The following is a 26,486-nucleotide window of genomic DNA, read 5'->3' on the forward strand; positions in this document are numbered from 1 at the left end:
TTGCGCCGTGAACTGCGCGCACCACGCGACCTTCGATGGTCGGGCTGACAGGATTTGAACCTGCGACCCCTGCACCCCCAGTGCAGTGCGCTACCAAACTGCGCCACAGCCCGTTTGCCCCTTGCGGGGCAACGAGAAATGTACCCCATGCAGGGGCACACCTTTGAATCGGTGCGCCCTCACGGGCATGCACAGCTCCTGATCGGAGGATCACACCCCGCCGGCGAGCACCGATCTCACGTCACGGCGAGCCGATCTGGTCCATCGCCGCTGTGATCTGAGCGATGTCGATGCGGGACTGCGTGAGCATCGTCTCCATGGCGGCCTTGGCGCGCTCGGTGTCGGGGTCTTCGACGAGGTCGTCGAGTTCGGCGGGATAGATCTGCCAGGACAGGCCGTACTTGTCCTTCAACCAGCCGCAGGGGCCGAACTCGCCACCATCTCCCAGCGCCTGCCAGTAGTGGTCGGACTCCTCCTGGGAGTCGCACGGCAGGACGATGGAGATCGCCTCGCCGAAGCTGAACTGCGGCCCACCGTTGAGGGCCTGAAAGGGCCGGCCGCCGAGCTCGAAGTCCACGGTCAGCACGCTGCCCACCGGGTTGGGTGACGGCGTCTCCACGGTGTAGCGCGTGACCTTGACGATGCGTGAGTCGGGGATGAGGGAGGTGTAGAAGGTGGCCGCCTCCTCGCCCTCGGTGTCAAACCAGAGGCAGGTGCTGATGGGTCGCATGGTGATCCTTCGGTGCGTCCGCGACGCCGGGTTGCGCCGTCGCTGATACCGACCCGCGGCACACGACATACTCATCGGCGCTGTCGGTGGACCCTTGAGCACCCGCGGGATCGTAGGCTGTCCACGTGAGCAGCACGCAGCAACTCGGGGGAGGCCAGGGCACCAACTGGAATGTGCCCAATATCCTCTCCACGCTGCGCCTGGTGGGCGTGCCGGTCTTCCTCTGGGCACTACTGACCCACCAGGATGTGCTGGCGCTGCTGGTGCTGATGGGCTCAGGCATCTCCGACTACCTCGACGGAAAGATCGCCCGGCACTATGGGCTGGTCACCAAGCTGGGTCAGTATCTCGACCCGATCGCCGACCGGCTCTATATCGCCACCACGCTCTTCGGGCTGGCCTGGCGCGACATCATCCCCTGGTGGTTGGTGGTGGCGCTCATGGCCCGCGACGCCTTCATCCTGGCGATGTACCCCACCGTCCGCGCCTACCGCGTGCCGGTGCCCCCCGTGCACTACATCGGCAAGGCCGCGACCTTCAACCTGCTCTTTGCCTTCCCGCTCCTGCTCCTCGGCCAGTTCTCCGGCTGGCTGGGCGCAGTCGCCCTGCCGGTGGGGTGGGCGTTTGTGTGGTGGGGGACCACGCTCTATTGGCTGGGCGCCTTTCTCTATGCCTGGCAAGTCAGCGTCATGGTGGCCCAGCGACGGCGCCAGTGGCAGGCGGTGGGAGCGTGAGATTTCTGCGCATCCGGGCCAGCAACACACCGCGGGACCCCGGTGCCTCGATGGCACTGCTGGAAGAGGTCATGGACCCGCCCCTGGACCCCGGCTACACCTCGTGGACAGCATCTCGGCGGGCCGCCGGTATGCCGGGGAGCACCGGGAGCAGGACTGTCCTGTTGTTCGTCAGCATGCTGGTGCTGGGATTCCTGATCTCGGTGGCCGCCCAGACCCTGCGCACGCCGGACCCGGCAGCGGCCTCGACCCGGGACGAGCTGCGCACCCGGATCGAGGCCACCAGTCAGCGAGGCGATGAGTATGTCGAGCACATCGCCACGTTGCGGCAGGAGATCAGCTCTCTCGAGGCGGCCCAGGCGCAGCCGGCGACCGAGCAGGTGGCCGGTGAGCAGGCAGCGCTCCAGGCCGGTGCCACGCCCGTCGTCGGCGAGGGCGTCGTGCTCACCCTCAACGACCCGCCCCTCTCGGCAGACAGCGAGGAGGGGGACCGGGTGCTCGCCCGGGACCTGCAGGTGATCGTCAACGGACTATGGGCCCACGGCGCCGAGGCGATCGCGATCAACGAGCAGCGCCTGACCTCCACCTCGACCATCCGGTTCGCCGGAGAGGCGATCGTGGTTGACCTGCGTGGTCTGGCACGTCCCTACGTCGTGCAGGCCATCGGACCCCAGGAGGCACTCGCGGCCGAGCTGCGTTCTGGGGCCACCGGCAATTATCTGGGTGAGCTGCAGTCGGACTTCAATATCGTCGTGCAGCTGACCCCCGAGGACGAGCTCACGGTGCCCGCCGGGTCTCGCCTCAGCACGCGGATCGCCACCGTGCCCGACACAGACGCCACAACGGAGGACGCACCATGATCCCGATTATCGGCCTGCTGGCCGGCATCGTCCTCGGACTGGCCCTGGCCCCCACGGTGCCCCTGTGGTTGGAGCCCTATCTGCCCATCGCGGTCATCGCGGCGCTGGATGCCGTCTTCGGCGGCGTCCGAGCCGCCCTGGAAGCGGCCTTCAACGACAAGGTCTTCGTGGTGTCCGTGCTCTCCAACGTCCTGGTGGCCGCGCTGATCGTGCTGCTCGGCAACCAGTTGGGTGTCGGCAGTCAGCTGTCGACCGGAGTCGTGGTCGTCCTGGGCCTGCGCATCTTCTCCAACGTCGCCGCGATCCGGCGCCACCTCATGGGGGCGTAAGCCGTGGCGAAGCCCCGCAAGAAGCGCAAGCAGGCTCGCCGGCCCGCGGCTCCGCAGGGCAGTGCGGCGGTCACCGAGCCAGACATCACCCACGCAGAGATCACCGACCCAGAACCAGTCGCCGACCCCAACACGGCCCCAGAGCCAGAGATCACTGACCCAGAACCAGTCGCCGACCCAGAACCCACCGACCCAGAGCCAGTCGCCGAGCCGCAGGCCGTCCCGGTCCCGGGGATGCCGACCTCGGTCCGGCACGCCTGGCGCCGGCTCGCTCGGTTGGCCAAGCCCCGAGCCAGTATCGGCAACGTCCTGGCCGCGCTCATGACCCTGGCGGTCGGCTTCGCGCTGGTGGCCCAGGTCCAGGCTGCTAATGACGTCCCGTTCGAGGAGCTCCGCGAGTCGGACCTGATCGCACTCCTCGATGACGTCAGCGAGCGCGCTGACACGCTCGAGGGGGAGATCCGGTTGCTGGAGGCGGACAAGCGGGCCCTGGCGGATGGCAGCGGGGCCGAGGCCGCCGCCGCTGCTGAGTCGCGGCTGACTAGTCACCAGATTCTCGCCGGGTCCGTGCCAGTCGAGGGACAGGGGATCACCATGACGGTGTCGGCCCCTGAGGGCGGGTTCACCGCGACGATGATGATCGATCTCATGCAGGAGCTGCGCAATGCGGGAGCCGAGGCGATCCAGATCGGTCCGGTCCGTGTGGTCGCCGACACCTGGATCGGCATCGACAACGGCCGACTGAGCGTCAGTGGGCAGATCGTGGACGAACCGTTCCGCATCATCGCCATCGGGGACTCCCACACCCTGGCAGGGGCCATGGCCATCCCCGGTGGGTTCGCCGACAGCGTCCGGGGGATCGCCGGCAACGTCCAGATCGTCGAGGGCGAGCAACTGATCATCGATGCGTTGCACCAGCCGCGCGAGTCTCAGTACGCTCGGCCCGTGCCGTCCGAGTAGGGTCGGCAGGACCCGCACATGTTTCGAAGAAGAGACCGGAGACCCGATGAGCGAGCTGCAGTACCCCGACGACCTGCGCTACACCTCCGACCACGAGTGGATCAAGGACCAGGGCGACGGTGTCGTCCGTGTCGGGATCACCTCCTACGCCCAGGACGCGCTGGGAGACGTCGTGTACGTCAGCCTCCCCGCGGTCGGAGACGAGCTGACTGCTGGAGACACGTGCGGCGAGGTCGAGTCGACCAAGTCCGTCAGTGATCTCTACGCCCCGCTCGCCGGCGAGGTCACCGCAGTCAACGAGTCCCTCGACGCCACGCCGGAGCTGATCAACTCAGATCCTTATGGAGAGGGTTGGATGATGGAGATCAAGGTCGCCAACCCGGCGGACGTCGAGACGCTGCTGGATGTCGCGGCCTATCGGGAGCAGACCAACTAGGCTTCGGGAGGAACAAGGAGGTATAGGTGAGCGAGCGCGAGCGCGAGCACTACGGATCCGGTGTGGACCCGACGGCGAACCTGCCCGCAGGGACTGACCTTCCGGCCCAGGGCTACTCCTTCGACGAGGACCTACCCCGGCTCTCGGAGGACGACCAGCGCACCGTGGACGCACTGCGTCCGGGAACAGCGCTGTTGATCGTCCTGCGCGGACCCAACACCGGCGCGCGCTTCCTGCTCGACGCCGACGAGGTGAGCTCGGGGCGACACCCCAGCAGCGACATCTTCCTCGACGATGTGACAGTCTCTCGGCGGCACGCGGTCTTCGCCCGCTCGGAGCAGGGTTATGAGGTGCGTGACGTGGGCTCGCTGAACGGCACCTACGTCAATCGGGAACGCATCGACGCCCGACTGCTGGAGCAGGGTGACGAGGTGCAGATCGGCAAGTTCCGACTGGTCTACTACCGCGGGCGGCAGTGAGGTTGCACTCCATCGGGGCGGTGTTGCGGGAGTTGCAGGAAGAGTTCCCAGACCTCACCGTCTCCAAGATCCGTTTCCTCGAGACCGAGGGGCTGGTGCTTCCCCGGCGCCGGGAGTCCGGTCAGCGCGCCTTCACCGGCGAGGACATCGAGCGTCTCCGATTTGTGCTGCGGGCCCAACGGGATCGGTTCTGGCCACTCAAGGTGATCAAGAGCGCCCTGGACCGGATGGACCTCGGTGTTGATCCGCCACCGGGTGGGGCCGGGACCCCGGACGCCTCGCTCGGCACGCCATCCGGTGCTCCGCCCGTGGGCGCCACGCCAACTGCCTCTGCCGACCCCCGGCCGGGCCAGGCAAGCAGTGCGGGCTCGCCAGCGTCTGGGAGTGCAGGTGAGGCAGCCGACGGTGCCCCATCTCCCCAGGGGACTCGACCCGCAGAAGGGGCTCGCCTGCCGACTGCTGCCCAGCTGCGGCGGCGCCGGACGATCCGTCTCACCCCGACCGAGCTGCGCGAGCACACCGGCCTGGACGTGGCCGCCTACACCCAGCTCAAGGCCTTCGGCCTGATCCGGACGGACTCCGCCGGTCGGCACGCCGCGGATGACCTCGACGTCGCGCGCGAGTGCGCGACGCTGGCGGCCTTCGGGCTCGAGCCACGACACTTGCGGCTATTCCGGGTCGCAGCCGACCGTGAGGTCGGGTTGGCGCAGCAGATCCTGGAGCCGGTGCGGCGACGCCGGGCCCGCGGTGCGGCCAACGCCGACCCCGAGGAGCTGGAGGCCGAGATCGTCGCGCACACCCTTGCCCTCCACGTCGCTCTGGTCCGCGCCGGGCTCGGCCAGGCAACCTAGGTCCCGAAGCCAGCTCCCCGCGCCAGACCAGGCCGCGACCTCGTCCACAAAAGCCCCCTCACCCACGCCGTGATGTCGGCCCTGCAGGCAGGACCGGCGCGGACCCAGTAGCCTGGACAGGGTGAAGGAGTTGGACGTCCTGGGTGTGCGCGTCGAGATGCCGACCAACAACCCCATCGTGTTGTTGCGCGAGCGTGAGGGGCAGCGCTATCTGCCGATCTGGATCGCTGCGCCCGAGGCCACCGCCATCGCCTATGCGCAACAGGGAGTCCAGCCGCCACGACCTCTCACGCACGATCTGATGGTGACGCTCCTGCAGGACCTGGGCCACCGCCTCGATGAGGTGCGGATCACCGCGATGAAGGACAACATCTTCTATGCCGTGCTCGTCGTGGACGGCACCACCGAGATCTCCGCGCGGCCCTCGGACGCCATCGCCCTGGCCCTGCGGTCGGCGACACCGATCCTGGCGTCCGAGGACGTCCTGGATGCTGCGGGGGTGACCATGGCAGTCGAGGACGAGGCCGAGGACGAGGTCGAGCGCTTCCGAGAGTTCCTGGACCAGGTGTCCGCCGAGGACTTCGAGGCGAGCGAGGACGATCCACCCAGCGAGCCCGGGGGAGCGGGACTGTGACCTCCACCGTGAGGACCGGGCCGAGCGCCGGCCCCGCGGTCACGATCTGACAGTCACACGGTCCGCGGGCGTGGCGGTCATTGACCCGGACGCCATCAGGGCTTACCGTCGAATCACACGAACGTAGTCTAGGAGGGCCGCCAGTGGGCACTGGAGCCGAAGTGCGCGGGCCGCAGGGTGCGGCAACGCCAGAGCAGGGTCTGCTGTTTACCTCCGACGTGCCCGCGCTGGAGGAGGGCGTCGGTTATCGCGGCCCCACCGCCTGCGGCGCTGCCGGGGTGACCTACCGCCAGCTCGACTACTGGGCACGCACCGGGCTCTTGGAGCCCTCGGTCCGCAACCCCAGCGGATCCGGCACGCAGCGCCTCTACAGCTTCCGCGACATCCTGGTCCTCAAGATCATCAAGCGCCTGCTCGACACCGGAGTCTCGCTGCAGCAGATCCGTGTCGCCATCACCCAGTTGCGTGAGCGCGGTGTCCAGGACCTGGCCCACATCACCCTCATGAGTGACGGGGCCAGCGTCTATGAATGCACCTCCGACGACCAGGTCATCGACCTGGTGCGCGGGGGACAGGGCGTGTTCGGGATCGCGGTCGGCAGCGTCTGGCGCGAGGTGGAGGGCACGCTCGCGTCGATGCCCAGCGAGAAGGCCGAGTCGCCCGGCACCGGTGACGACGAGTTGTCGCAGCGGCGCCGAGCCCGCAAGACCAGCTGACGCGCGTCCGCGCCCACCGCACCCGGGCATCCGCGCCCACCGCCCAGGCGGTCGCGTCGGCCACGCCGTTGCGCACACGCTGAGTTCGCGACAACTTCTGGCTAGACTGGCAGCGCTGTTGACCCCGCGCGTGAGAGTCCTCACGTCGTGAGGCGCCGAAGGGGCAACCTCCCCGCCAAGCTCTCAGGCGCCAGGAACGTGTGGGTGAGGCAACTCTGAACGGGCACACCGGACAGAGGGGGTCGAAGCAAGGAGTCACTGTGTCCTCGACCACGCCACAGCACGAGCCGGTCGCCGAGCAGCCCACCCCCGACCATCCCGCCTCCCCGGACTCCGCCGGGTCCGAGCTTTCCGCCTTTGTCGGTCGGCACATCGGACCGCGCGACTCCGACATCGCCGCGATGCTCGAGACGGTCGGCTATGACTCCCTGGACGCTCTGGTGGACGCCGCCGTGCCGCAGGGGATCCGCACCCAGACCGCGCTGACCCTGCCCGCTGCCGACTCCGAGCCCGCCGCCATCGCCGAGCTGCGGGAGATCGCGGCCCAGAACACCGTGGTCACCTCGATGATCGGCCTGGGCTACTACGGCACCCACACCCCGCCGGTGGTCCGCCGCAACGTCCTAGAGAATCCTGCCTGGTACACCGCCTACACGCCCTACCAGCCCGAGATCTCCCAGGGTCGGCTCGAGGCGTTGCTGAACTTCCAGACGGTCGTCTCCGACCTCACCGGCCTCCCGACGGCCGGAGCCTCCCTGCTCGACGAGGGCACCGCGGTCGCCGAGGCGATGACCCTGATGCGACGCGCCTCCAAGACCGCTGCCGATGCGGTCCTGATCGTCGATGAGCACCTGCTGCCGCAGAGCGCCAGTGTCCTGGCGACCCGCGCGCGCTCGCTGGGCATCGAGCTCGTCACCGGCGACCTCTCAGACCCCGAGGCCCTGGCCGGTGGCCGCGCCGTCTTTGGCGCCGTCGTGCAGTACCCCGGGGCCGACGGGCAGATCCGGGACTGGACAGAGCTGGCTGAGACGATCCACGCCGGCGGGGGCCTGGTCACCGCCGCAGCCGACCTCCTGGCCCTCACCCTCCTGCGCTCCCCGGCCGAGTGGGGCGCCGATGTCGCGGTCGGCACCACCCAGCGGCTGGGTGTCCCCATGGCCTTCGGCGGACCACACGCGGGTTATATGAGCGTGCGCGAGGGACTGGAGCGCACCCTGCCCGGCCGCCTGGTCGGGGTGAGCAAGGACGAGGCCGGTGCCCCGGCATACCGTCTGGCGCTGCAGACCCGCGAGCAGCACATCCGCCGGGAGAAGGCGACCTCCAACATCTGCACCTCGCAGGTGCTGCTGGCAGTGATGGCCAGCATGTATGCCGTGTGGCACGGCCCCGAGGGGCTGCGCCGGATCGGTGAGCAGGTGCACGCCAAGGCCCGCTACCTGCACGCTGCCCTGACCGCCGGTGGGGTTGAGGTCGTCACCACCCGCTTCTTCGACACGCTGACGGTGCGGGCCGACTCCGCGGCCGTCCTGGCCAAGGCCCTGGAGGGCGGGGTCAACCTGTGGGCGGTCGACGCCGAGCACGTGCTGCTCAGCACCGATGAGAGCATCACCACCGCCGATCTCGACGTCGTCCTGGACGCCTTCGGGGTCTCGCCGGTGGAGGCACCGGAGGGCAGCGTCTGGGAGGAGCCCTTCCAGCGCACCAGTGACTACCTGACCCACCCGGTCTTCAACACCCACCGCAGTGAGACCCAGATGCTGCGTTACATCAAGTCCCTGGGGGACAAGGACTTCGCCCTGGACCGCGGCATGATCCCGCTGGGCTCGTGCACCATGAAGCTCAACGCGACCACCGAGATGGAGGCCATCACCTGGCCCGAGTTCGCCGCGCTGCACCCCTTCGCCCCGCACGACCAGACGGTGGGCTCACGCCGGATCGTCGAGGAGCTGTCGCAGTGGCTCGCCGAGATCACCGGCTACCACTCGGTCAGCCTGCAACCCAATGCCGGGTCGCAGGGTGAGTTCGCCGGATTGCTCGCGATCCGCTCCTACCACCTGGCCAACGGCGACGACGCCCGCACGATCTGCCTGATCCCGGCCAGCGCACACGGCACCAACGCCGCGAGCGCGGTGATGGCCGGCCTGAAGGTCGTCGTGGTCAAGACGGCCCCCGACGGTGGCGTCGACATGGACGACCTGCGCACCAAGATCGACAAGCACCGCGACGAGCTCGCCGCGATCATGGTCACCTACCCCTCCACCCACGGCGTCTACGAGGAGACGATCAGCGAGCTGTGCGAGCTGGTCCACGAGGCAGGTGGTCAGGTCTATGTCGACGGAGCAAACCTCAACGCGATCATGGGCCTGGCGCGCCCCGGAGACTTCGGCGGAGACGTCTCACACCTCAACCTCCACAAGACGTTCTGCATCCCGCACGGTGGTGGCGGTCCCGGCGTCGGACCGGTCGCGGTGCGCGAGCACCTGACCCCGCACCTGCCCAACCACCCGCTGGATGCCCTGGCCGGACCGGAGAGCGGGGTGGGGCCCATCTCCGCAGCGCCCTACGGCTCGGCGGGTATCCTGCCGATCTCCTGGGCCTATGTGCGCCTGATGGGCGGGGCCGGGCTAACCCGGTCGGCAGAGGTGGCCGTCCTCAACGCCAACTACGTCGCGACGCGCCTGCGGGAGCACTACCCGGTGCTGTATGCCGGCGAGACCGGTCTGGTCGCCCACGAGTGCATCCTTGACCTGCGGGGCCTGACAAAGGAGACCGGGGTGACCGTCGACGATGTCGCCAAGCGACTCATCGACTATGGCTTCCACGCGCCGACGATGAGTTTCCCGGTGGCAGGCACCCTGATGGTCGAGCCCACCGAGAGCGAGGACAAGGGTGAGGTCGACCGGTTCATCGACGCGATGATCGCGATCCGGGCCGAGATGGATGACGAGGCCTCCCGCGTGATGCTGCGCAACGCTCCGCACACCGCGGTCGAGCTGGCCGGTGAGTGGGAGCACCCCTATGACCGGATGAGCGCGGCGTTCCCCAGCGGACCGGAGGCGAAGTACTGGCCGCCGGTCAAGCGCATCGACGGCGCCTTCGGCGACCGCAACCTGGTCTGCTCCTGCCCGCCGCCGGAGGCGTTCGAGGATTGAGCACCTGCGGGCGGGGCCGGGAGGCTCCGCCCGCGGCCGGCCGGAATTCGAGTCCGCAGCTCGGATTGTCGTGTCCGCCGGGCGGGAACGGGTTGTGTCTGATTAGGCTGTGTCCAACCGTCAGGAGGCGCTATGGGTCAGGAAGTCAGTTCGGCCGCGTTCAGCCGGGAGGACCGGCAGGCCTACCGCCACAAGGTCCTGCAGTCTCTCGACATCTTCGAGCACATGCTCGAGCAGAGCCGGTTCGACTTCACCCGCCCCCAGATGGGCCTGGAGATCGAGCTTAACCTGGTGGACAGCAACCTGGATCCGGCGTTGATCAACGAGACGGTTCTGGCAGAGCTCGAGGGCTCGGAGTTCGACTTCCAGACCGAGGTCGGGCGCTACAACATCGAGATGAACGTGCCACCGCGCCCGATGGCCGGTGACCAGGCCGTGCGCCTGGAGCGCTGGCTCAACGAGAGCCTGCGGCGGGCCGGTGACGCCGCCCGGGGCCACGGGGCCCAGGTGGTGGCGATCGGCCTTCTTCCCACCCTGATGCAGGAGTTGTTCGAGGGCGACTGGCTCAGCCTGGGTGTGCGCTACACCGCGCTGAACAACGCGATCCTCACCGAGCGGGGCGAGGGTCTCGAGCTGGATGTGGAGGGTGAGTCCGGCGAGCGGGTCTCCGGCTACTTCGAGACGATCGGTCCACTGTCGGGATGCACGTCGGTGCAGTTGCACCAGCAGGTGACTCCGCAGGACTTCCCGATGTACTGGAATGCCGCGTCGGCGATCTCCGGGGTGCAGGTGGCTATGGCCGCCAACTCGCCCTACCTGTTCGGGCGGCGGTTGTGGGCCGAGACCCGGATCCCGCTGTTCACCCAGATGGTCGACACTCGCTCGATCGAACTCAAGGCGCAGGGCGTGCGCCCGCGAGCCTATTTCGGGGATCGCTGGATCACCTCGATCTTCGACCTGTTCGAGGAGAACGTCCGGTGTTTCCCGGCGCTGCTGCCCGAGCAGACGGACGAGGACCCGGTCGCGGTCTACCGGGCCGGGGAGGTTCCCACCCTCGGAGAGCTGCGGCTGCACAACGGCACCGTCTACCGGTGGAACCGGCCGATCTACGACAACGTGCGCGGGGTGCCCCACCTGCGGGTGGAAAACCGGGTGCTGCCCGCCGGGCCGACGGTCATCGACATGGTCGCCAACGCCTGCTTCTACTACGGCCTGCTGGAGAAGCTCACCAGCAGTGGCCGACCGATCTGGACGACGATGCCGTTCAGCGACGCCGAGGACAACTTTGACCAGGCCGCCCGGCACGGGATCACCTCGGTGCTGGCGTGGCCCGGAGTCGGCCGGGTGCCGGTCACCGAGCTGGTTGCCGAGCACCTGCTGCCGCTGGCTGATGAGGGTCTGGCTGGGCTAGGGTTACGCCGTGAGGTGCGGGCCCACTACCTGGACATCATCGCGCAGCGGTGTGCCGCCGTGCAGAACGGCTCCTCCTGGCAGGTCGCGTGCACCGAGTTCTTCGAGGAGCAGGGTGATGACCGCCCGACGGCGCTGAAGAAGATGTTCGCTCTCTACATCGAGCACATGGACGACAACCAGCCGGTCGCGTCCTGGGAGCTGCCGAGGACCGCCACCTCCGTTCCCTCCTGAGCGGACCAGAGGGCCCGTCTCAGGCCAGGATGTTCCATCCCTCGATGACCGGATCCTCACGGTGGTGACCCAGGATGCCCACGGCGCCGGTCTCGAAGGTGAGGTGGGCCCCGAATCGGGGCTCGGTGCGCAGGAAGACCGCGGTCAGGATGCGCAGAGACTGGCCGTGGCCACACAGGGCCACGTCGCCGTCATACGAGGCAACCTTCGCCAGCACCCGGCTCGCCCGCGCCGCCACCTCCTCGACGGTCTCACCCGGGGTCTCGCCCGGCCGCACACCGTCACGCCACACCGACCAGTCGGTCCCGGTCTCCTCGCGCACCGTGGCGGTGCTGATCCCCTCGTAGGCCCCGTAGTCCCACTCGACCAGGTCAGGGTCCACACGGTCGACCTCCAGGCCAGCCAGCTCGGCGGTCCGGCGGGCTCGTTGCAGCGGTGAGGAGCGCACATGGGTGATGTTGAACCGAGCCAGCAGGGGAGCGAGCGCCCGGGCGCCCTCCTCTCCGGCCGGGAGCAGGGGCAGGTCGGTCAGACCGGTGTGCTGGCCCGACTCGGACCACTCGGTGGCGCCGTGACGGACCAGGATGAGTCGTGAAGTCACTCTGGCAGGCTAGACCCTATGACCGCTGAAAACCTGCGCACCATCGAGCTGACCCGCACCGCGAAGGGCTCCTACGAGGCCGTCAACGACCGTGGGGGCCGACTGCCCTTCGGCGATGGCAGCTCCACCGACTTCACCCCCGTCGAGCTCCTGCTGGTGGCGATGGCTGGCTGTTCGGCCATCGACGTCGACTACCTGACCAGCCGCCTCGCGGAGCCGACGGGCTTCCGGGTCAGTGGCGCCGGGGAGAAGCTCAGCGACGAGCAGGGCAACCACATGGGGGGGATCACCGTCACCTTTGACATCCAGTTCCCCGAGGGGGAGGACGGGGACCGGGCCCGCACCCGCCTGCCGGACGCGGTCGCCAGGTCTCGGGACCGGCTCTGCACCGTCTCCCGCACCGTCCAGCTGTCCGCCCCGGTCACCTACGTCACGACATGACCAGGGCCTCGCGCCACCCGCGCGGCACCACCCGCCACCCGCGCGGCACCACCGCCCAGACGTGACCGGCCTGACCCGCAGGCTCAGCCTCCATGATGCCGTCGGCATCGGGCTGGGTTCGATGATCGGCGCGGGCGTCTTCGTGGTCTGGGCGCCGGCCGCCCAGGCGGCGGGCTCCTGGCTGCTGCTGAGCCTGGCTGTCGCCGCGGTCGTCGCGGTCTGCAACGCCTGGTCCTCGGCCGCCCTCGCCGTGCGCTATCCCTCAGCTGGCGGCACCTACGTCTACGGCCGGGAGCGGTTGGGCAGCTTCGCCGGATATCTGGCGGGCTGGTCCTTTGTCGTCGGCAAGATCGCCTCGTGCGCCGCGATGGCCATGGCGATCGCGGCGTATGTCGCACCGGGCCGCGAGCGCGTCGCCGCCGTCGTCGCGGTGGTGGTCGTGACCGCGCTGAACCTCACCGGCGTGCAGCGCTCGGCACGGGTGTCCCGCGTCATCAGCTCCGTCGTGATCGCGGTCCTGGCGGGCGTCATGGTGGCTGGGCTGGTCGGCGGCGAGACGGGCGCGCAGGGCGCTTCCGGCGAACTGTTCACCGATGCCTTCAGCGCCTACGGGGTGTTGCAGGGGGCCGGGCTGATCTTCTTCGCCTTCGCCGGATATGCCCGCATCGCCACCCTCGCCGAGGAGGTCGAGGCCCCGGAGCGCACGATCCCGCTGGCCGTGGCGATCACCGTCACGGCCGTCCTGACGCTCTATGCCTTCGTGGCCGTCCTCACCCTGGTTGTCCTCGGACCCGAGCAGCTGGCCCAGCTCCCGGACCCGGTCGCCGCCGCCACCGACGCCGTGCTGTCGGCCCCGTGGGTCTGGGCGGTGCGGACAGCCGCAGCACTGGCCGCCTTCGGTGCCCTGCTCAACCTGGTGCTCGGCGTCTCCCGGACCTCGCTGGCGATGGCCCGGGACGGACACCTGCCGGCGCCAGTGGCCCGCGTCAGTGCCCGCGGGGTGCCCCACCACGCCGAGCTGGCGGTCGGTGCCATCGTGCTGCTCCTCGTGCTCGTGGTGGACCTGCGTGGTGCGATCGGCTTCTCCAGCTTCGGGGTGCTGACCTACTACGCCGTGGCCAACGCCAGTGCCTGGACGCTCGGCGGTGACTGGCGGTGGGCCCGGACCGTGCCGGTCCTCGGCCTGCTGGGGTGTCTCGTGCTGGCATCCACCCTGCCGTGGCCCTCGGTGCTGGGGGGTGTGGTGGTGCTGGGCATCGGCATCCTGCTGTATGCCGTGACCCGGGACCGTCGAGCCCGCGCCCGGACCTGACCTGACCGGGGAGGGACGAAAAAACGGTCGCGCAGACCGCCGGAGCGGACGACACTGTCGGCTGTGACTATCTGGAGCCATCTGCACGCTGCGGACGTGCCTGCCTGGACCGAGCTGACCAACCTGTTGGCCAGGGTGGACCGGACCGAAGAGTTCTACGACGCCGAGGACCTGGCCGAGGAACTCAGCGAGCACGGCTTCACGGCCGAGCGTGACTCCTGGGCGCTGTGGGAGGGTGACCAGCTCGTCGGCTACGGACAGTTGCGGGTCCGGGAGAGTCACGACGGGGAGGTCAAGATCTACCTGGCCGGCGGCATCCATCCGGACTACCGGCGCCGGGGACTGGGTCAGCAGCTGATGGACCAGATGGAGGCCCGCGGGGTGGAGGTGGCTCAGGAGCGCCATCGGGGAGCGCCGGCGGTCTGGGCCGTCTCTGGTGGGGTCGAGGGCGCCTCCGTGCGGCCGATGCTCGAGCGGCGCGGCTATGCAATCGTGCGCTACTGGAACGAGATGAAGCGGTGGGTCACGGACGAGCCGGTGACCGTCCCGGAGGTCGACGCGGTGCTGATCTCACCGACCGACGAACACCAGGAGGCCACCCGCCTGGCGCACAACGAGGCCTTCCGCGACCACTGGGGGGCGGGGCCGCGGTCCGTTGCGGAGTGGTCCGACACCTGGACCGCGCGCTCCAACCGGATGCCCCTGTCGACACTGGCACTGGGTGCCGACGGCAGCGTCCTGGCGTATGTCCTGGTGGGACAGTGGGTGCCCGAGGAGGCCTACATCAATCTGGTCGGCACGGTTCCCACGGCTCGGGGAAGGGGTCTGGCTCATGCCGCCCTGCTGCGCACAGTCAGCCTCGCCCACGGCTACGACTACGTGGCCCTGGACGTCGACTCCGCCAGCCTCACCGGGGCCACCAGGCTCTATGAGAAGGCGGGCTTTGCCCAGGCCAAGGTGACCTGCTCCTACCACCGCGCCCTGCCCGCTATCCCCTGACCGAGCGCAGGGGGTGGCGCTCCACCGGCGCGTCCCACGGCTCGGCGCGTCCCACGGCTGGGCGCGTCCCACGGCTCGGCGCGTCCCACGTCTCGGTGCTCCCCACGGCTCGGCGCGTCACGCGAAGGGGGACGAGTCTCCCGCTCCCTCGCGCACGACCTCGGGGTAGCCGTTGGAGAAGTCGATGACTGTGGTGGGCCCGTTGCCGGTCTCGTCGCCGTCAATCACCAGGTCGACCTGGTCGTCCAGCCGCTCCTTGATCTCCCAGCCCGTGGCGAGGGGCTCCTCGTCCCCAGGCAAGAGCAGTGTGCTGGAGAGCATCGGCTCGCCCAGCTCAGCCAGGATCGCTTGGGTGATCCGGTGCTCCGGGATGCGCACCCCGACGGTCTTCTTCTTGGGGTGCTGCAACTTGCGCGGGACACCCGGGGTGGCCGGCAGGATGAAGGTGAACGGTCCGGGGGTTGCCGCCTTGACCGCACGGAAGACAGCGTTGTCCAGCTGGACAAACTGGCCCAGCTGGGCGAAGTCGGCACACACCAGGGTGAAGTGGTGCTTGTCGTCAAGCCTGCGGATGGCGATGATGCGCTCCTTGGCTGCCTGGTTGCCCAGCTGGGCCCCCAACGCGAAACAGGCATCCGTGGGGTAGGCGATGAGTCCGCCCTCCCGGAGCGTGTCAACGACCCGGTTGACGAGGCGCGGCTGCGGATCCACGGGGTGAATATCAAGAAAGGTGGCCATGCGTCACTGTAACCATGCCCACGACACAACATCATCCTGGAGAAGGTAGACCGGGTCATCGCCCGTGAGTAGGCTCGAACATGCATTCGCGCTGGTGTGGATCCCGGTGATGGACACCGGGATCCGTGGAGGCGGGACCGTGTCTCGGGTCTTTCGTGGACGGTCACCGCTCACTGGTCTCACGCTGGGAGCTGATGACGATGACAGCGGCAATTCGCGGACCGTGGAAGATCGTGCCGAGCAGCGGCGGTCAGACCGCCCCGTTCTACATGATCCGCTTCGACAAGCGTGGGGTGTGCACCAGCCCGGCCAGCCTCGCACACCTGGTGACGGCATCGGCCGAGGCCACGGACGTCTTTCTGTTCAGCCACGGCTGGAACAACGACTGGGCCGCCGCCACCCGACGCTACGAGCAGTTTCTTGAGCAGTTCACCCAGGTGCGCGAGCAGGAGTGGGACCCTCCCGCGCGGGAGTTCCGTCCCGTGCTGGTGGGCGTGCACTGGCCCAGCACCGTCCTGGTCGGCGGGGACGACCGGGGCCCGGATATCGCCGGGGAGGAGCCGGAGGCAGCCGAGGAGGCCGAGGTGGACCTCGGACTGCTCGGCGAGCACCTGGATGCCGACCAGGCAGCCCGCTTCTATGAGCTGGCTGACGAGGCGCAGCTCACCGGTGCAGACGCCCTGGAGCTCGCCTCGCTGCTGGCTCCCGCGCTCGCCGGTGCGGACGACGAGCTCGGTTCGGGTCCGGAGCACACTCCGGACGCGAAGGAGTTGGTGCGTCTGTGGGCCGCCATGCCCTCCGAGGACCCACAGGCCCCCACGAGTCGCGGCGGTTTTGTCGACGAGACACCCGAAACGAACGGGACCGACCCGCAGGCTGCCGGCTGGCTCGACACGCTCAATCCGCGCAACGCGATCCGCAGCGCAACCGTCCTGCTGATGAAGGACCGGGCCGGCCGGGTCGGGGGAGCCGGTGTGCGCACCATGCTGCACGGCATACTCAAGGCCTCCCCAGACTCGCGCGTGCATCTCATCGGGCACAGCTATGGGGCCAAGGTGGTGCTGTCGGCTCTCGCCGCTGGAAGCGCGCCCACGCGCCCGGTGGAGTCTGTGCTCCTGCTGCAGCCGGCCACCTCGGCGAAGTGCTTTGCCGACCCGGACGGCACTGAGCCAGCCGGTGGCTACCGGCCCGCCCTGGACCGCTGCGCACAACCCATCATGACCACGTTCAGCAGGCACGATGCCCCGCTGACCAAACTGTTCCACTTCGCCGCACGCCGGGCCTCCGACCGGCGTGAGGTGGTCATCGCCGGAGCGCCGTCGGAGTTTGCGGCGCTGGGCGGCGTCGGCCCTCAGGACACCTCGTCAGTCACCGTCGTCGACGCCCGCACCGCTCCGCAGCGGTATCAGCACACCACCGAACAGATCATCGCGATCCGGGCCGATGCCGTCATCAGCGGTCACGGCGACGTGCAGAACCCCGCCACGGCGTGGGCACTGCTGTGCCAGGTCATGGAGTAGTCCGATGGCGATGCTGGTGCGCACCGAGCACGATCTGCCGACCGTGCGGATCGCCTATCGAGATGGCGGGCGGGTCACGGTGCGCGTCTGGCTCCAGCGTGGCGGCGACGAGCCGCACCTCGTCGCCGAGTGCCGTGGCAGTGAGCTGGGCCCCCTGGACTTCAAGGGTGGGGAACCCGCCACCGACGACCAGTTCAGTCTGCCCTCTGACGTGCTCCGAGCCCTCGCGACGCAGGTCCCCACGCTGGGTGACTCCGCAGCACTGCCGACTCGCGCACTGTGGTTGGAGCTGCCCAGCCCCCGGGGCTATCTGCACCTGGTGCCGTGGGAGCAGCTACTGGCACCCCTGGGTCGACCCCTGGTCCGCCTCCCCAACTACACGGTGCGACCACGCGCACAGAGCCAGACGCTGGAGGTGGCCCTGTGCGCGGGGTGGTCGGTCGTCTCCGGAGAGTTTGACGCCGCCGGATCCCTGGCCGCGCTCGCCCGGGTGTGGCGCAGCGTGTCGGGACGGCCCACCACCGTCCACGTGTTCAGCGACGGGTGGGTCTATGAGCGGCTCAGGTCACTGGTCGAGGGGGAGGAGCAGGTCATCGCCCACGACCCCGGCCAGTGGCAGGCGGGGGACCAGCACCCCTCGGCCACCGGCAACTCGTGGCTCGGCTGGATGGGCCGAGAGCTCAGGGGGAAGGCCCTGGATGTGGTGCACCTGGTCGGACACGGCTATCTGTCCGGCGGGCGGGGCGGCGTCGCCATGTCCATGACCCCGTCCCGGCTGCAGAACCAGCCTGAGTCGGATGACTGGGCAGGGGACGCCACCCCGGTGGGGGAGTTTGTCGGAGCCCCCAAGTTGGCGCAGTTCGTTGCCGGCCAGGGAGCCTGGTCCTTCATCGCCTCTGGGGCACCGGACAACTACTCCGGCGCGGCCCTGCGTGAGGTGGCCGACGTGCTGGCGCTCAACAGTCCGGGCATCACGATCTCCCACGACCTCGGACTGGACCCGGACGCGGAGCAGTTGGCCCGGGTTCTCACTCTCGTCCTCACTGGTCAGGACACGGTCGAGACCGCCCACCCGGCGATCGCTGCCTGGGCGCACCCGCGGTTCGTGGCCTATCCCGAAGAGAGCCTGATGACCAGCAGCGGACACTCCGTGATGGTCCAGCAGGCCACGCAGGACCTCCTGGCCGGGGCACACACCCCGGTCTCGGTGGCCGCCGCCACCCGCTACCTGGAGTCACTGCAGGCCAAGTGGGTCACGGCAGGCGATGCACCGGATCCTGATGCGGTCACTGCCCTGCGGACGGTGTCGGACCTGATCGAGACCCGCGCCACGGAACTGGGAGCGCCGCGATGAGCAGGGTCGTCTTCAGCATCGTGGAGATGCCCGGACCCGACGGGGTGTGCCTGGGGATCCAGCTCAAGGAACCCCCAGAGCTGCCGCGGCCACAGCCGGAGCCGTTGGGGCTGGCAGCCACCGACCCCGCCTTTCAGGCACTACGTGGCGTGCCTCCCGACGGTGCTGTCCGGGAGGCCGGACGGCTGCTGTTCGACGCCCTGACCCAAAACTCCCCGGTGGCCAGGCAACTCTCGGCGGCGCTGCTGGTGCAGCCGCCTGAGCGCCGCCCGGTCTTTGTCGAGCTGGCCACCACCGACGGTGAGAACTTCCCGTGGGAGGCGTTGTGCAACGCCGAGGGACGCTTCCTCGGTCTCGACGAGCGCTGGGCCGTGGGGCGCATCGTCGAGACCGTCATCCCGGTGGACGGTTACTGGCACTTCGAGCCGCCCCTGCGACTGGCCGCGATCCTGTCCTGTCTGGGCGTGCCCGCCATCGATGAGTGGACCGCGCTGCGCGCCGCTGTCGAGGCCACCGCCCTGCCCCTTGAGCTGCTGGTCCTGGTGAGCGAGGACACGCTGCACGCGGAGATCTCGCAGTCCGCGCCGCCGTGGGTGCACGTGGAGTTTGTGCCTTCCACCGTGGCGGAGATGCAGGTGCGTCTCCAACAGTTCAACCCGCACGTCCTCCACATGTTTTGCCACGGCCTGTCGACGGAGACCAGCCCACACCTGCAGGTGGCGACCCGGGCCGACTGGCTCACGGGGGAGAGCAGCAGCCTGATGGTGGAGGCCGGAGACATCGGAGGCTTCAACCCGCCGGTGGACGCACTGCCCTGGCTGGTGGTGCTCAACAGTTGTGAGACCGCCTCTGCCACGGGGGTCGAGGCGGCTGGCTCCGTCGCACTGAACCTCATCTACACCGAGGGAATCCCCGCCGTTGTGGGCATGCGCGAACCGGTCCGTTCCGATGACGCCACGCTGTTCACCAAGGCCTTCTACGACCAGCTGCTGCCTGAGTTCAACGCGCTGCTGAGCACCCCCGGAGTCCCGGAGCAGCTGGATTGGGCCCGGCTGCTGGTCAACGCACGTGAACAACTGGCTGACCAGTATGAACCGCTCGATGCCCAGCGGGGCACCAAGAAGGAATGGACCCTCCCGGTGGTCTACACCCGTCCCGCAACGTTCCGGGTCCAGGCGTCAGCGGCCCCGAGCGTGGGGACAGAGGTGGGTCCCGAACCTCAGGTGGCAGGTGCGGCTGAGTCCCCGCCTGCCCTGCCCGAGGACGTCGAGCCCGAGCACGTCGAGCCCGAGCACGTCGAGCCCGAGCACGTCGAGCCCGAGCACGTCGAGCCTGAGCACGTCGAGTCCGAGCACGTCGAGTCCGAGCACGTCGAGTCCGAGCACGTCGAGCCCGCCGCCGCCGCGCAACGGTCTGCGACGCCACCACCATCGCCACCGCCACCCGGAGGCACCCCGGCGCCGGTCACCGACCAGACCACGCGCTCCCTGGTGCTCACCGTCGAGGCACTCACCGGGTTGCGAACCACGGTCGAGGGCACCGGAGACACCACCCTGCTGGACTCCATCGACACCCACCTCATCCTCGTGCTGGACGAACTGGAGCAACGATGACCGCCCCCGCGTCCCCGGACGAACCTCGCCAGGATCAGCCACCGCTGCGTGACCTCGAGGTGCAGGCCAACGCCTTCACCGGTGAGGAGGCCGCGACCGGACACTTCGCTGACACCCTGGGCCGATGGACGGTCGGCGCTGCAGATCTTGGGGTGCCACACCTGGTTCCGAGTCCCGTCGACCCTGCGCACTGGCGTGATCCGCGTGTGGGGTGGGGCGTCATACTCCCGGAGCGCGAGGGACTGGATCCGGTCGCACTCGCCACCGCGGACGACGCCCCCGAGCCGATCCGTGAGCTGGTGGTGCAGCGGCAGGGCAAGGTCCTGCGCTATCGCCCCGGCACCGCGCTGGCCCAGTGGGCGCTGCGCGACTATGCCGGTGGGGGAGACCTGTTCACGGCCGCCTCACCGCAGGGTATGGGCGCCCAGGAGCTGCCGTTGTATCTGCTGATCGCCGCGTCTCCCGCTGACGTCCCGTGGCAGGTCCAGTACGCGTTGAACCCCGTGCGTTATGTCGGTCGTCTTGACCTCGACGACGCAGGCCTGGCCAACTATGTCAGCGCGCTGATGGACGGGTGGCGGGACTCGACCGCTTCGTATGCCGCACCCCTGGTCTGGTCGGTCGACCACGGTGGGGGAGATATCACCACCCTCATGCGGGAGGTCATCGGAGCCGGACTGCACGACACCTTCGCGGCGGACGCCGACATGCCCGGGCTGCGATACGTCGACGGGTCGGTCACCGACGCCACCGGGGCGGCGCTGACCGCGGCGCTCACCGAGCTGCGCCCCCTCGTGATCGTGACGACGAGCCACGGCAAGACCGGGCCGCTCAGCGACCCGGACCAGATGCGCCGTGACCTCGGGATGCTGGTCGACGCCTCCCACCAGGTGGTCGATCCAACTGCGCTCACCGCGACGTGGTCGCCCGACGGCGCCGTCTGGTTTGCCCAGGCCTGCTGCTCGGCCGGAGCGGACCAACCCTCGGCCTACGAGGGGCTGTTTGCCGAGTCCGGCACCGTGGGTCGGGTCCTCACCGAGGTGGCCCGCCTCGGCGCACAGACGGCACCGACCCCGCGTGCACTGCTCGGCGCCGCCAAGCCGCTGCGGGCCTTCATCGGGCAGGTCGAGCCGACCTTCAACTGGACGATGTCCTTCCCACCCAACCAGGCGGACCTCACCGCCAGCCTGCGCCGGACCGTCTACGAAGGCATCTGCGGTGGCAAGCCGGTCGGGATGGCGCTGGCGGCCTACTACGACGTGATCGGGTCGCTGCTGGTCAACCATGGTCGTGCCCTGAAGTCGTTCAACGTCGGCTCGACCACCGCACTGGACCTGGCGGCCTACAGCAAGGCCACGGCATACGACCGGGCCAGCACCGTTCTCCTGGGCGACCCGACGGTGGCGATCCCCCTGCCCGGAGCAGCGCCGCCCGGACAACCGTTGCCTGCGTGACCCCTGCTCGGGACCACCGCGGCGGGACAGTTCCTACTCGGTGACCTCCAGGAACCCATGAGCACCGCGCTCGGCATCGATCATCAGGTGCGACACGAGTGGATAGTGGCCCGCCTCGGGCATCTCAAGCTCGACGAAGCCACCCTGGGCCGGCAGCAGTCCCAGCACCTGGCTCCCGCCGGTGCCCTCACCGTCCGAGGCTGACCCGTTCTCGGCACCGGGTCCGCCGAGCACCCAGTGGCCCTCCTCATAGACGGTGTCGAACTGGCCGCCGACGACGTGGAAACTGCTGAGCCTGTTGGGTCCGGCGGCGAGCACCCAGATGCGCACCCGGTCACCGACCTTCGCCTGGAGCATGTGCTCGTCGTACTGGTTGGCGATCCCGTTGAACACCACGAGGTCCGGATCGTCGGCCATGATCTTGTCGACGTTGACCTCGGTGGCCTCCTCCGCGGACTGCGCGACCGTGTCGAGGTAGACCTCGGACTGCACCAGCACGAACTCGTGGTCGACCTCCGGCAACCCCGGCGGATCGATGATCACCGCCCCGGTCATCCCGGCCGCGATGTGCGACGACATGGGCATCGTGGAGCAGTGATACATCCAGATGCCCGACCTGGTCGCGGTGAACCGATAGACCAGGGACTCACCCGGGGGGATCGTGCGCATCGGCTCGTCCGGGGCGAGCGCGCCTGCGTGGAAGTCGATGGAGTGCCCGAGGGTGCCGTCGTTGACCAGGGTGATCTCGAAGACGTCGCCGACCGTGCCGCGCAGCGTCGGGCCGGGGGCCTGACCGTTGAAGGTCCAGCGCTGTTGCCACACCCCGGGCGCCACCTCCAGGGGCACCTCCTGCGCGGTGAGGGTCACCTGGTGCGTCGTCGCCCCGGGAGCCGGAGCGAGAGTCGGGTCGACGGGCTGTATGACGGGGGGCGGGTCGTCGCCGAGGATCGGGGCACCGCCGTGCTCGGCGTGGGCGTCACCGCCGTTCTGCGTGGGTGCCGGGGCTCCGTCGGTGGCCCCGTCAGTGGCTCCGTCAGCGGTCCCGCTGGGCACCGCTGCGGGGGTGCCCTCGGTGGTCACCGTGAAGGTCATCCCGCTCTGCCGGTGCCCCACGATCGTGCACCAGCCCTCCATCGGTCCGGACACGACGTCAATGACGATCTCAGCGCGCTCGCCGTGGGCCAGCCGGGGTGTCTTCTGACCACCGAGGGTGAGGTCGTGGGTGGTTGACACGTCGTCATTGACCAGGTCGATGACCAGGCGGTTGCCGATGGGGACGCTCACCGTGTCGGGGGTGAAGGTCATGCCCTTGGCCGAGACCTCGACCCGGGTCGTCTCACCGGTGGCCGGCACCGTCGCGGTGGAGGAGTCGCCAGTGGCGGGCGCACCGAGACCGGCGGCCACCGGGTCCAGGCCCACGCCAACCGTGATGGCCACCAGCAGGGCGGTGACACCGGCGACGGTCTGACCCAGGGTCAGCGCCGATGGTGGACGCTCCACGCGCGCACCGGGCTCCAGCGGCGGGAGCCCGTCGCCCAGGGCACGCCGGGCCCGCACTGAGCGGATGATGCCGCCGATCATGAGCGGCAGAAAGGCCGCCAGCGCCAGGAGCACCAGCACGGAGACGGTCACGCGCACCAGGGACGGGACCGGCAGCAGGCACATGGCCAGGCCCACGTTGATGATGACCAGGCGCAGTGCCGCGATCTTATTGAAGACGGCCTGCCCGGCACGCACGACCGATGGGCCACCGCCCAGGGCGGTGGGCATCAGGTAGGACAGGGCACCGGTGAGCAGCTGGGCCGCGAAGCCGACCACGAAGATGGCCCCGAGGGTGCCCACGCTGTCGCTGACGGAGCCCTGGGCGACCAGAGCGATCGTGGTGCCGATGCCGACCGCCAGCCACAGCAGCGCAGAGGCGACCGAGGCGGTGGCGAACTCCCGGGGTGGGCGGCGCCTCGCCGGTTGCCAGAGGGCGCGGCCCCACCAGGCCAGCCCGGCGGCATACAGGACCAGCCCGGAGACGGTGACCTGGCGCAGACCGGACAATGCCCCGGTGGTGATGATGACCAAGGAGACACCCAGGATCGGCAGTGCCAGGCGGGCCAGGTGCTCAGCACGGGTGTCCATCGGGGTGCGCAGCATGGTGGGCCACAGCGTGATCAGGGTGCCAGTGACCGTCAGGCCCACCCAGCCGAGCAGGTTGGTCATCATGTGCGCCACCAGGAGGCGGTCGTGCCAGTTCTGGCTCAGGCCCAGGGCGAGCGTGGCACCGAAGGCGATGCCGACCGGCAGACAGATCGCCGCCACCTGGTAGTAGCGGATGGTGATCCGGAAACGGCCCGGGAGCGCGTTGCGCAACCGGCGCCGCAGCATGAGCGCGTGCCAGAGCACCGCGACCGACACCAGGATGGCGCCGGTGAGGACGAGCCACCACCAGGTGGTGGGAACACCGATCAGCACGAGAGTGGTCCCCAGCAGCAGCAACGCCAGGCGGCGGCTCTGGTTGGCGCGGGTGTCCAGCGCCTCCGGGGTCTTCAGCAGCGCCTGCGCGAAGTGGGTGCTCCAGACAAAGATCGAGTGGGTGATCGCGCCGAGCAGCACGAGGTGGACCATCAGCCAGGTCGCATCGGGCACCCACTGGTGGACCAGCGCCACGAGGACCGCCAGCACCATCCAGAGCAGTGCGGGACGGTCCCGCAGGGCCCACTCACCGCGGGCCTGGCTGCCGCCGCGCCGCGGTGCGGGGTCGGTGTTGGGGATGGTGTTGCGGACGGATCGGGGCAGAGTCATGCGGTGCTCACCAGGTAGATCGCGGTGAGCGCGAGGAGCAGCACCGCGATGATCGTCAGGACGGAGCCGGTCTGATAGGCGAAGGGGTCCGCGCCGCCGAGCATGTTGCCGCCGACGCGCACCACCATCCCCGTGTGCAGCACGGCCAGGGGGACCCACAGCACGGGGCGGTAGGGGAGGCGGACCGACAACACCGCGGGCAGGATGACCGGGGCGTGGGCCATCACCATGGAGATGGCAAAACCGAGGAAGGTCGCGTGCACGACGGTGTCATAGGCCGCCGGGTGGTTGGCCAGCGGTCCGCCTCCGGCACCAGGAACAGCACCGAGTGCCCAGAGGGTTCCGGCCAGAGCCAGCCAGCCATAGCCGATGAGCAGCGCGGCCGCGCTGAACCTGGGCAGCCCCGTGGAGCGGATGAGGTTGCGGGCCACGTCGTGCCGGGCCAACCAGGCTGTCAGGGCCACCAGGGTCAGACCGAACAGCGGCCCACCGACAGCGGGTCGGAGCAGGGTCACGACCACGGCGACCGTCAGCAGGAGCGCCAGGCCAAGGAGCTGCTCACCGGCTCCCGTGGGCATCGCCAGCCGGGCGAGCTCGGCGCGTTCGGCCGCGATCGTCAGGACCATGAAGGCCACCAGCCAGGGGAGTATGACGGCGACGTCCGTGCGCATCCACAACGCCGCTGCGCAGGTGGCCAGGACCGCCCCGAGTAGTTGGACCAGGACCGTGACCTCCCGCGACCTGCTGTAGAGCGCGATGTAGACGGCGGCGAGCAAGGCGCTGCCCAGGACCAGGAACAGCTGGCCGAGCACGATGGGCGCGGGGGAGAGGAGGGCAATGCCCCCGGCACCGAGCAGGGCCGGAGCCAGGAAGCCCCACCCTTGACGCAGTGCCTGGGCCCGCTCGAGCGCGATGACCGTGCCCAGGAAACCCAGGACCATCAGGATGCCGTGGATGTCAGCCAGTCGGTCCGTCCGGACCGGGGCCGGCAGCCCGAGCAGCAGCAGGGCGGCGTTCAAGCCGGCCAGGAGGCAGACTCCCCCGCCGGCCAGCAGGAGCCATCGGATCTGAGGTTTCACGGGTGATCGTGGTCGTGGGGGTGCGAGTGGTCGTGTTCGTGGGGGTGCGAGTGGTCGTGGTCATGCGCAGGGTCGTGGGGGTGCGCGTGCCCGTGACCCGGCCCGGCCTCGCGGGACAGCAGGTGGCCGCGACCGTCGGTGATCGCCTCCTGTGCCTCGGGAGTGGTCTCGTCGACCCGCTCCCAGTCCGTCCCGTCCAGTGACATGGCGGCAGCGGGAAACAACCCGTTGTCCTCCTTGTCGATGTGGTTGCGCAGGGCCAGCTCAAACTCCGGTGCCCGCGCGAAGTCACCGTTGGCGACCAGCTCGAGCAGCTCGTCAAGACTCGTGTGTTCCCCGCACAGCACGTCGATGTGATCGGTGAACTCCTCCTGCTCGCGCATCACGGCAAACAGGCCGACCTCCTCGGCGTGCGTGTGCGGGTGCAGCAGCCGGGCCACCACCTGTGCGGTGGCACGGACAGTCTCAGCATCGCCGGAGCTCGCCGCACGGACCATCTGTCCCGTGGCGTTGATGATCTCGTCGTGCTCGGCCATGAACCGGCCGACGACGGTGATGGACTGGCAGCCGCAGTAGGAACACATGCAGACATCCTCCCTCGTCGACCGGGTCGGCCGAGCGGGTCATGAGTTGGGCGGCCACACGCGCTCAGCTCCTGCGGGTGGCGGGCACACGCGCTCAGCGCCCTGCGGGTGGGGCGCAGCGCGTGCGGGGTGGCGGCGACCGACGCCCGTCAGCGCGCGCGGGTGAGGCGCAGGGTCCATGCCTCGGGGCCGGGCACCAGGTACTCGACGTCGATCGCGCCCGACTCGCGGTCCGCGATCTGGGCCAGCAGCGGCTTCGGGTCGTGGGGGGCCACCAGGTCCAGGGCACCGCCGACCGGGATCGCGGACAGGGCGCCAAAGACCGTCGCGTGGCGGATCGCGTGCGGCACAACGCGCACGTCCAACTCGGGGACCTGCACGTCGTGCTCGCCGCAGGCGCAGCCGGAGACGTCCTGCAGGGGGATGTCACTGGTCATCGTGGTCTCTCCTCAGTTTGCGGTCGGTACGGAAGC

25 protein-coding genes, 1 tRNA gene and 1 riboswitch are annotated in these 26,486 nt (G+C 69.3%); of the genes, 18 read left to right on the forward strand and 8 right to left on the reverse strand.

Annotation, left to right across the window (positions count from 1 at the left end):
* Positions 1 to 36 precede the first annotated feature (36 nt).
* Together FNH13_RS10370 and FNH13_RS10375 are read right to left on the reverse strand one after the other, a co-directional pair.
* Positions 37 to 113: transfer RNA gene (locus FNH13_RS10370), tRNA-Pro, on the reverse strand.
* A 128-nt stretch (positions 114 to 241) separates the two neighbouring features.
* On the reverse strand, positions 242 to 730 hold the full coding sequence (locus FNH13_RS10375; RefSeq protein ID WP_143783362.1) for a VOC family protein: 489 nt from the start codon (positions 728 to 730) through the stop codon (positions 242 to 244).
* 125 nt (positions 731 to 855) lie between these two features.
* On the opposite strand from FNH13_RS10375, the gene FNH13_RS10380 reads away from it, so the two are divergent.
* The 11 genes from FNH13_RS10380 (at position 856) to FNH13_RS10430 (ending at position 11,525) form a co-directional block, all read left to right on the forward strand.
* The gene (locus FNH13_RS10380; protein WP_143783363.1) at positions 856 to 1,464 is read left to right on the forward strand and encodes a CDP-alcohol phosphatidyltransferase family protein; all 609 of its coding nucleotides are present in this window, start codon (positions 856 to 858) and stop codon (positions 1,462 to 1,464) included.
* Positions 1,461 to 2,324 carry a DUF881 domain-containing protein gene (locus FNH13_RS10385; RefSeq protein ID WP_143783364.1) on the forward strand — a complete coding sequence of 288 codons (864 nt, stop codon included), beginning with the start codon at positions 1,461 to 1,463 and terminating at the stop codon, positions 2,322 to 2,324. Before FNH13_RS10380 ends, FNH13_RS10385 begins: the two co-directional genes overlap by 4 nt.
* On the forward strand, positions 2,321 to 2,653 hold the full coding sequence (locus FNH13_RS10390; protein ID WP_143783365.1) for a small basic family protein: 333 nt from the start codon (positions 2,321 to 2,323) through the stop codon (positions 2,651 to 2,653). Before FNH13_RS10385 ends, FNH13_RS10390 begins: the two co-directional genes overlap by 4 nt.
* Positions 2,654 to 2,656: 3 nt before the next feature.
* Positions 2,657 to 3,613 (forward strand): DUF881 domain-containing protein, encoded by a 957-nt coding sequence (locus FNH13_RS10395; protein ID WP_143783366.1) that lies wholly within the window; start codon positions 2,657 to 2,659, stop codon positions 3,611 to 3,613.
* Between the two features lie 46 nt (positions 3,614 to 3,659).
* On the forward strand, positions 3,660 to 4,049 hold the full coding sequence (gene gcvH / locus FNH13_RS10400) for a glycine cleavage system protein GcvH (protein WP_143783367.1): 390 nt from the start codon (positions 3,660 to 3,662) through the stop codon (positions 4,047 to 4,049).
* Positions 4,050 to 4,075: 26 nt separating this feature from the next.
* A complete protein-coding gene (locus FNH13_RS10405; protein ID WP_165700082.1) occupies positions 4,076 to 4,528 on the forward strand; it encodes an FHA domain-containing protein in 453 nt (150 codons plus the stop codon).
* Entirely contained in the window at positions 4,525 to 5,379 is an 855-nt protein-coding gene (ftsR, locus tag FNH13_RS19560) for a transcriptional regulator FtsR (protein WP_143783368.1), read from the forward strand. Before FNH13_RS10405 ends, ftsR begins: the two co-directional genes overlap by 4 nt.
* Positions 5,380 to 5,500: 121 nt before the next feature.
* A complete protein-coding gene (locus FNH13_RS10415; protein WP_143783369.1) occupies positions 5,501 to 6,013 on the forward strand; it encodes a bifunctional nuclease family protein in 513 nt (170 codons plus the stop codon).
* A 143-nt stretch (positions 6,014 to 6,156) separates the two neighbouring features.
* The gene (locus FNH13_RS10420; protein WP_143783370.1) at positions 6,157 to 6,729 is read left to right on the forward strand and encodes a MerR family transcriptional regulator; all 573 of its coding nucleotides are present in this window, start codon (positions 6,157 to 6,159) and stop codon (positions 6,727 to 6,729) included.
* Positions 6,730 to 6,848: 119 nt separating this feature from the next.
* A riboswitch (glycine riboswitch) is annotated at positions 6,849 to 6,938 on the forward strand.
* A gap of 51 nt (positions 6,939 to 6,989) precedes the next feature.
* Positions 6,990 to 9,881 (forward strand): aminomethyl-transferring glycine dehydrogenase, encoded by a 2,892-nt coding sequence (gene gcvP, locus FNH13_RS10425; RefSeq protein WP_143783371.1) that lies wholly within the window; start codon positions 6,990 to 6,992, stop codon positions 9,879 to 9,881.
* A gap of 132 nt (positions 9,882 to 10,013) precedes the next feature.
* The gene (locus FNH13_RS10430; RefSeq protein ID WP_143783372.1) at positions 10,014 to 11,525 is read left to right on the forward strand and encodes a glutamate--cysteine ligase family protein; all 1,512 of its coding nucleotides are present in this window, start codon (positions 10,014 to 10,016) and stop codon (positions 11,523 to 11,525) included.
* A gap of 19 nt (positions 11,526 to 11,544) precedes the next feature.
* Here the strand turns inward: FNH13_RS10430 and FNH13_RS10435 are convergent, their stop codons facing one another.
* A complete protein-coding gene (locus tag FNH13_RS10435; RefSeq protein ID WP_228266348.1) occupies positions 11,545 to 12,126 on the reverse strand; it encodes a histidine phosphatase family protein in 582 nt (193 codons plus the stop codon).
* Between the two features lie 18 nt (positions 12,127 to 12,144).
* Here FNH13_RS10435 and FNH13_RS10440 point away from each other — a divergent pair, with 18 nt between their 5' ends.
* From FNH13_RS10440 to FNH13_RS10450, 3 genes are all read left to right on the forward strand, one after another.
* On the forward strand, positions 12,145 to 12,567 hold the full coding sequence (locus tag FNH13_RS10440) for an OsmC family protein (protein ID WP_143783373.1): 423 nt from the start codon (positions 12,145 to 12,147) through the stop codon (positions 12,565 to 12,567).
* Between the two features lie 61 nt (positions 12,568 to 12,628).
* Positions 12,629 to 13,879, forward strand: a complete 1,251-nt coding sequence (locus FNH13_RS10445) for an APC family permease (protein WP_202878755.1) — start codon at positions 12,629 to 12,631, stop codon at positions 13,877 to 13,879.
* 63 nt (positions 13,880 to 13,942) lie between these two features.
* Positions 13,943 to 14,878, forward strand: coding sequence for a GNAT family N-acetyltransferase (locus FNH13_RS10450; protein ID WP_143783374.1), 936 nt, complete (start codon positions 13,943 to 13,945; stop codon positions 14,876 to 14,878).
* Between the two features lie 117 nt (positions 14,879 to 14,995).
* Here the strand turns inward: FNH13_RS10450 and FNH13_RS10455 are convergent, their stop codons facing one another.
* Positions 14,996 to 15,616 carry an L-threonylcarbamoyladenylate synthase gene (locus tag FNH13_RS10455; RefSeq protein ID WP_143783375.1) on the reverse strand — a complete coding sequence of 207 codons (621 nt, stop codon included), beginning with the start codon at positions 15,614 to 15,616 and terminating at the stop codon, positions 14,996 to 14,998.
* Between the two features lie 200 nt (positions 15,617 to 15,816).
* On the opposite strand from FNH13_RS10455, the gene FNH13_RS10460 reads away from it, so the two are divergent.
* The 4 genes from FNH13_RS10460 to FNH13_RS10475 are packed head-to-tail and all read left to right on the forward strand — an operon-like array spanning position 15,817 to position 21,557.
* The gene (locus FNH13_RS10460) at positions 15,817 to 17,136 is read left to right on the forward strand and encodes an alpha/beta fold hydrolase (protein WP_143783376.1); all 1,320 of its coding nucleotides are present in this window, start codon (positions 15,817 to 15,819) and stop codon (positions 17,134 to 17,136) included.
* A gap of 4 nt (positions 17,137 to 17,140) precedes the next feature.
* Positions 17,141 to 18,490, forward strand: coding sequence for a hypothetical protein (locus tag FNH13_RS10465; RefSeq protein WP_143783377.1), 1,350 nt, complete (start codon positions 17,141 to 17,143; stop codon positions 18,488 to 18,490).
* Positions 18,487 to 20,103, forward strand: coding sequence for a CHAT domain-containing protein (locus FNH13_RS10470; RefSeq protein ID WP_143783378.1), 1,617 nt, complete (start codon positions 18,487 to 18,489; stop codon positions 20,101 to 20,103). The genes FNH13_RS10465 and FNH13_RS10470 overlap by 4 nt, the downstream gene beginning before the upstream one ends.
* Complete coding sequence (locus FNH13_RS10475; RefSeq protein WP_143783379.1) at positions 20,100 to 21,557, forward strand: hypothetical protein; 1,458 nt, start codon at positions 20,100 to 20,102, stop codon at positions 21,555 to 21,557. Before FNH13_RS10470 ends, FNH13_RS10475 begins: the two co-directional genes overlap by 4 nt.
* A gap of 33 nt (positions 21,558 to 21,590) precedes the next feature.
* Here FNH13_RS10475 and FNH13_RS10480 read toward each other — a convergent pair whose 3' ends face one another.
* The 4 genes from FNH13_RS10480 to FNH13_RS10495 form a co-directional block, all read right to left on the reverse strand.
* Entirely contained in the window at positions 21,591 to 24,350 is a 2,760-nt protein-coding gene (locus FNH13_RS10480; protein ID WP_143783380.1) for a multicopper oxidase domain-containing protein, read from the reverse strand.
* Complete coding sequence (locus FNH13_RS10485) at positions 24,347 to 25,429, reverse strand: hypothetical protein (protein WP_228266349.1); 1,083 nt, start codon at positions 25,427 to 25,429, stop codon at positions 24,347 to 24,349. Before FNH13_RS10485 ends, FNH13_RS10480 begins: the two co-directional genes overlap by 4 nt.
* On the reverse strand, positions 25,426 to 26,013 hold the full coding sequence (locus tag FNH13_RS10490) for a hemerythrin domain-containing protein (RefSeq protein ID WP_143783381.1): 588 nt from the start codon (positions 26,011 to 26,013) through the stop codon (positions 25,426 to 25,428). Before FNH13_RS10490 ends, FNH13_RS10485 begins: the two co-directional genes overlap by 4 nt.
* A 149-nt stretch (positions 26,014 to 26,162) precedes the next feature.
* Positions 26,163 to 26,450 (reverse strand): DUF2249 domain-containing protein, encoded by a 288-nt coding sequence (locus FNH13_RS10495; RefSeq protein WP_143783382.1) that lies wholly within the window; start codon positions 26,448 to 26,450, stop codon positions 26,163 to 26,165.
* Between the last annotated feature and the right edge of the window lie 36 nt (positions 26,451 to 26,486).

It is taken from the genome of Ornithinimicrobium ciconiae, from assembly GCF_007197575.1.
GTDB lineage: Bacteria > Actinomycetota > Actinomycetes > Actinomycetales > Dermatophilaceae > Ornithinicoccus > Ornithinicoccus ciconiae.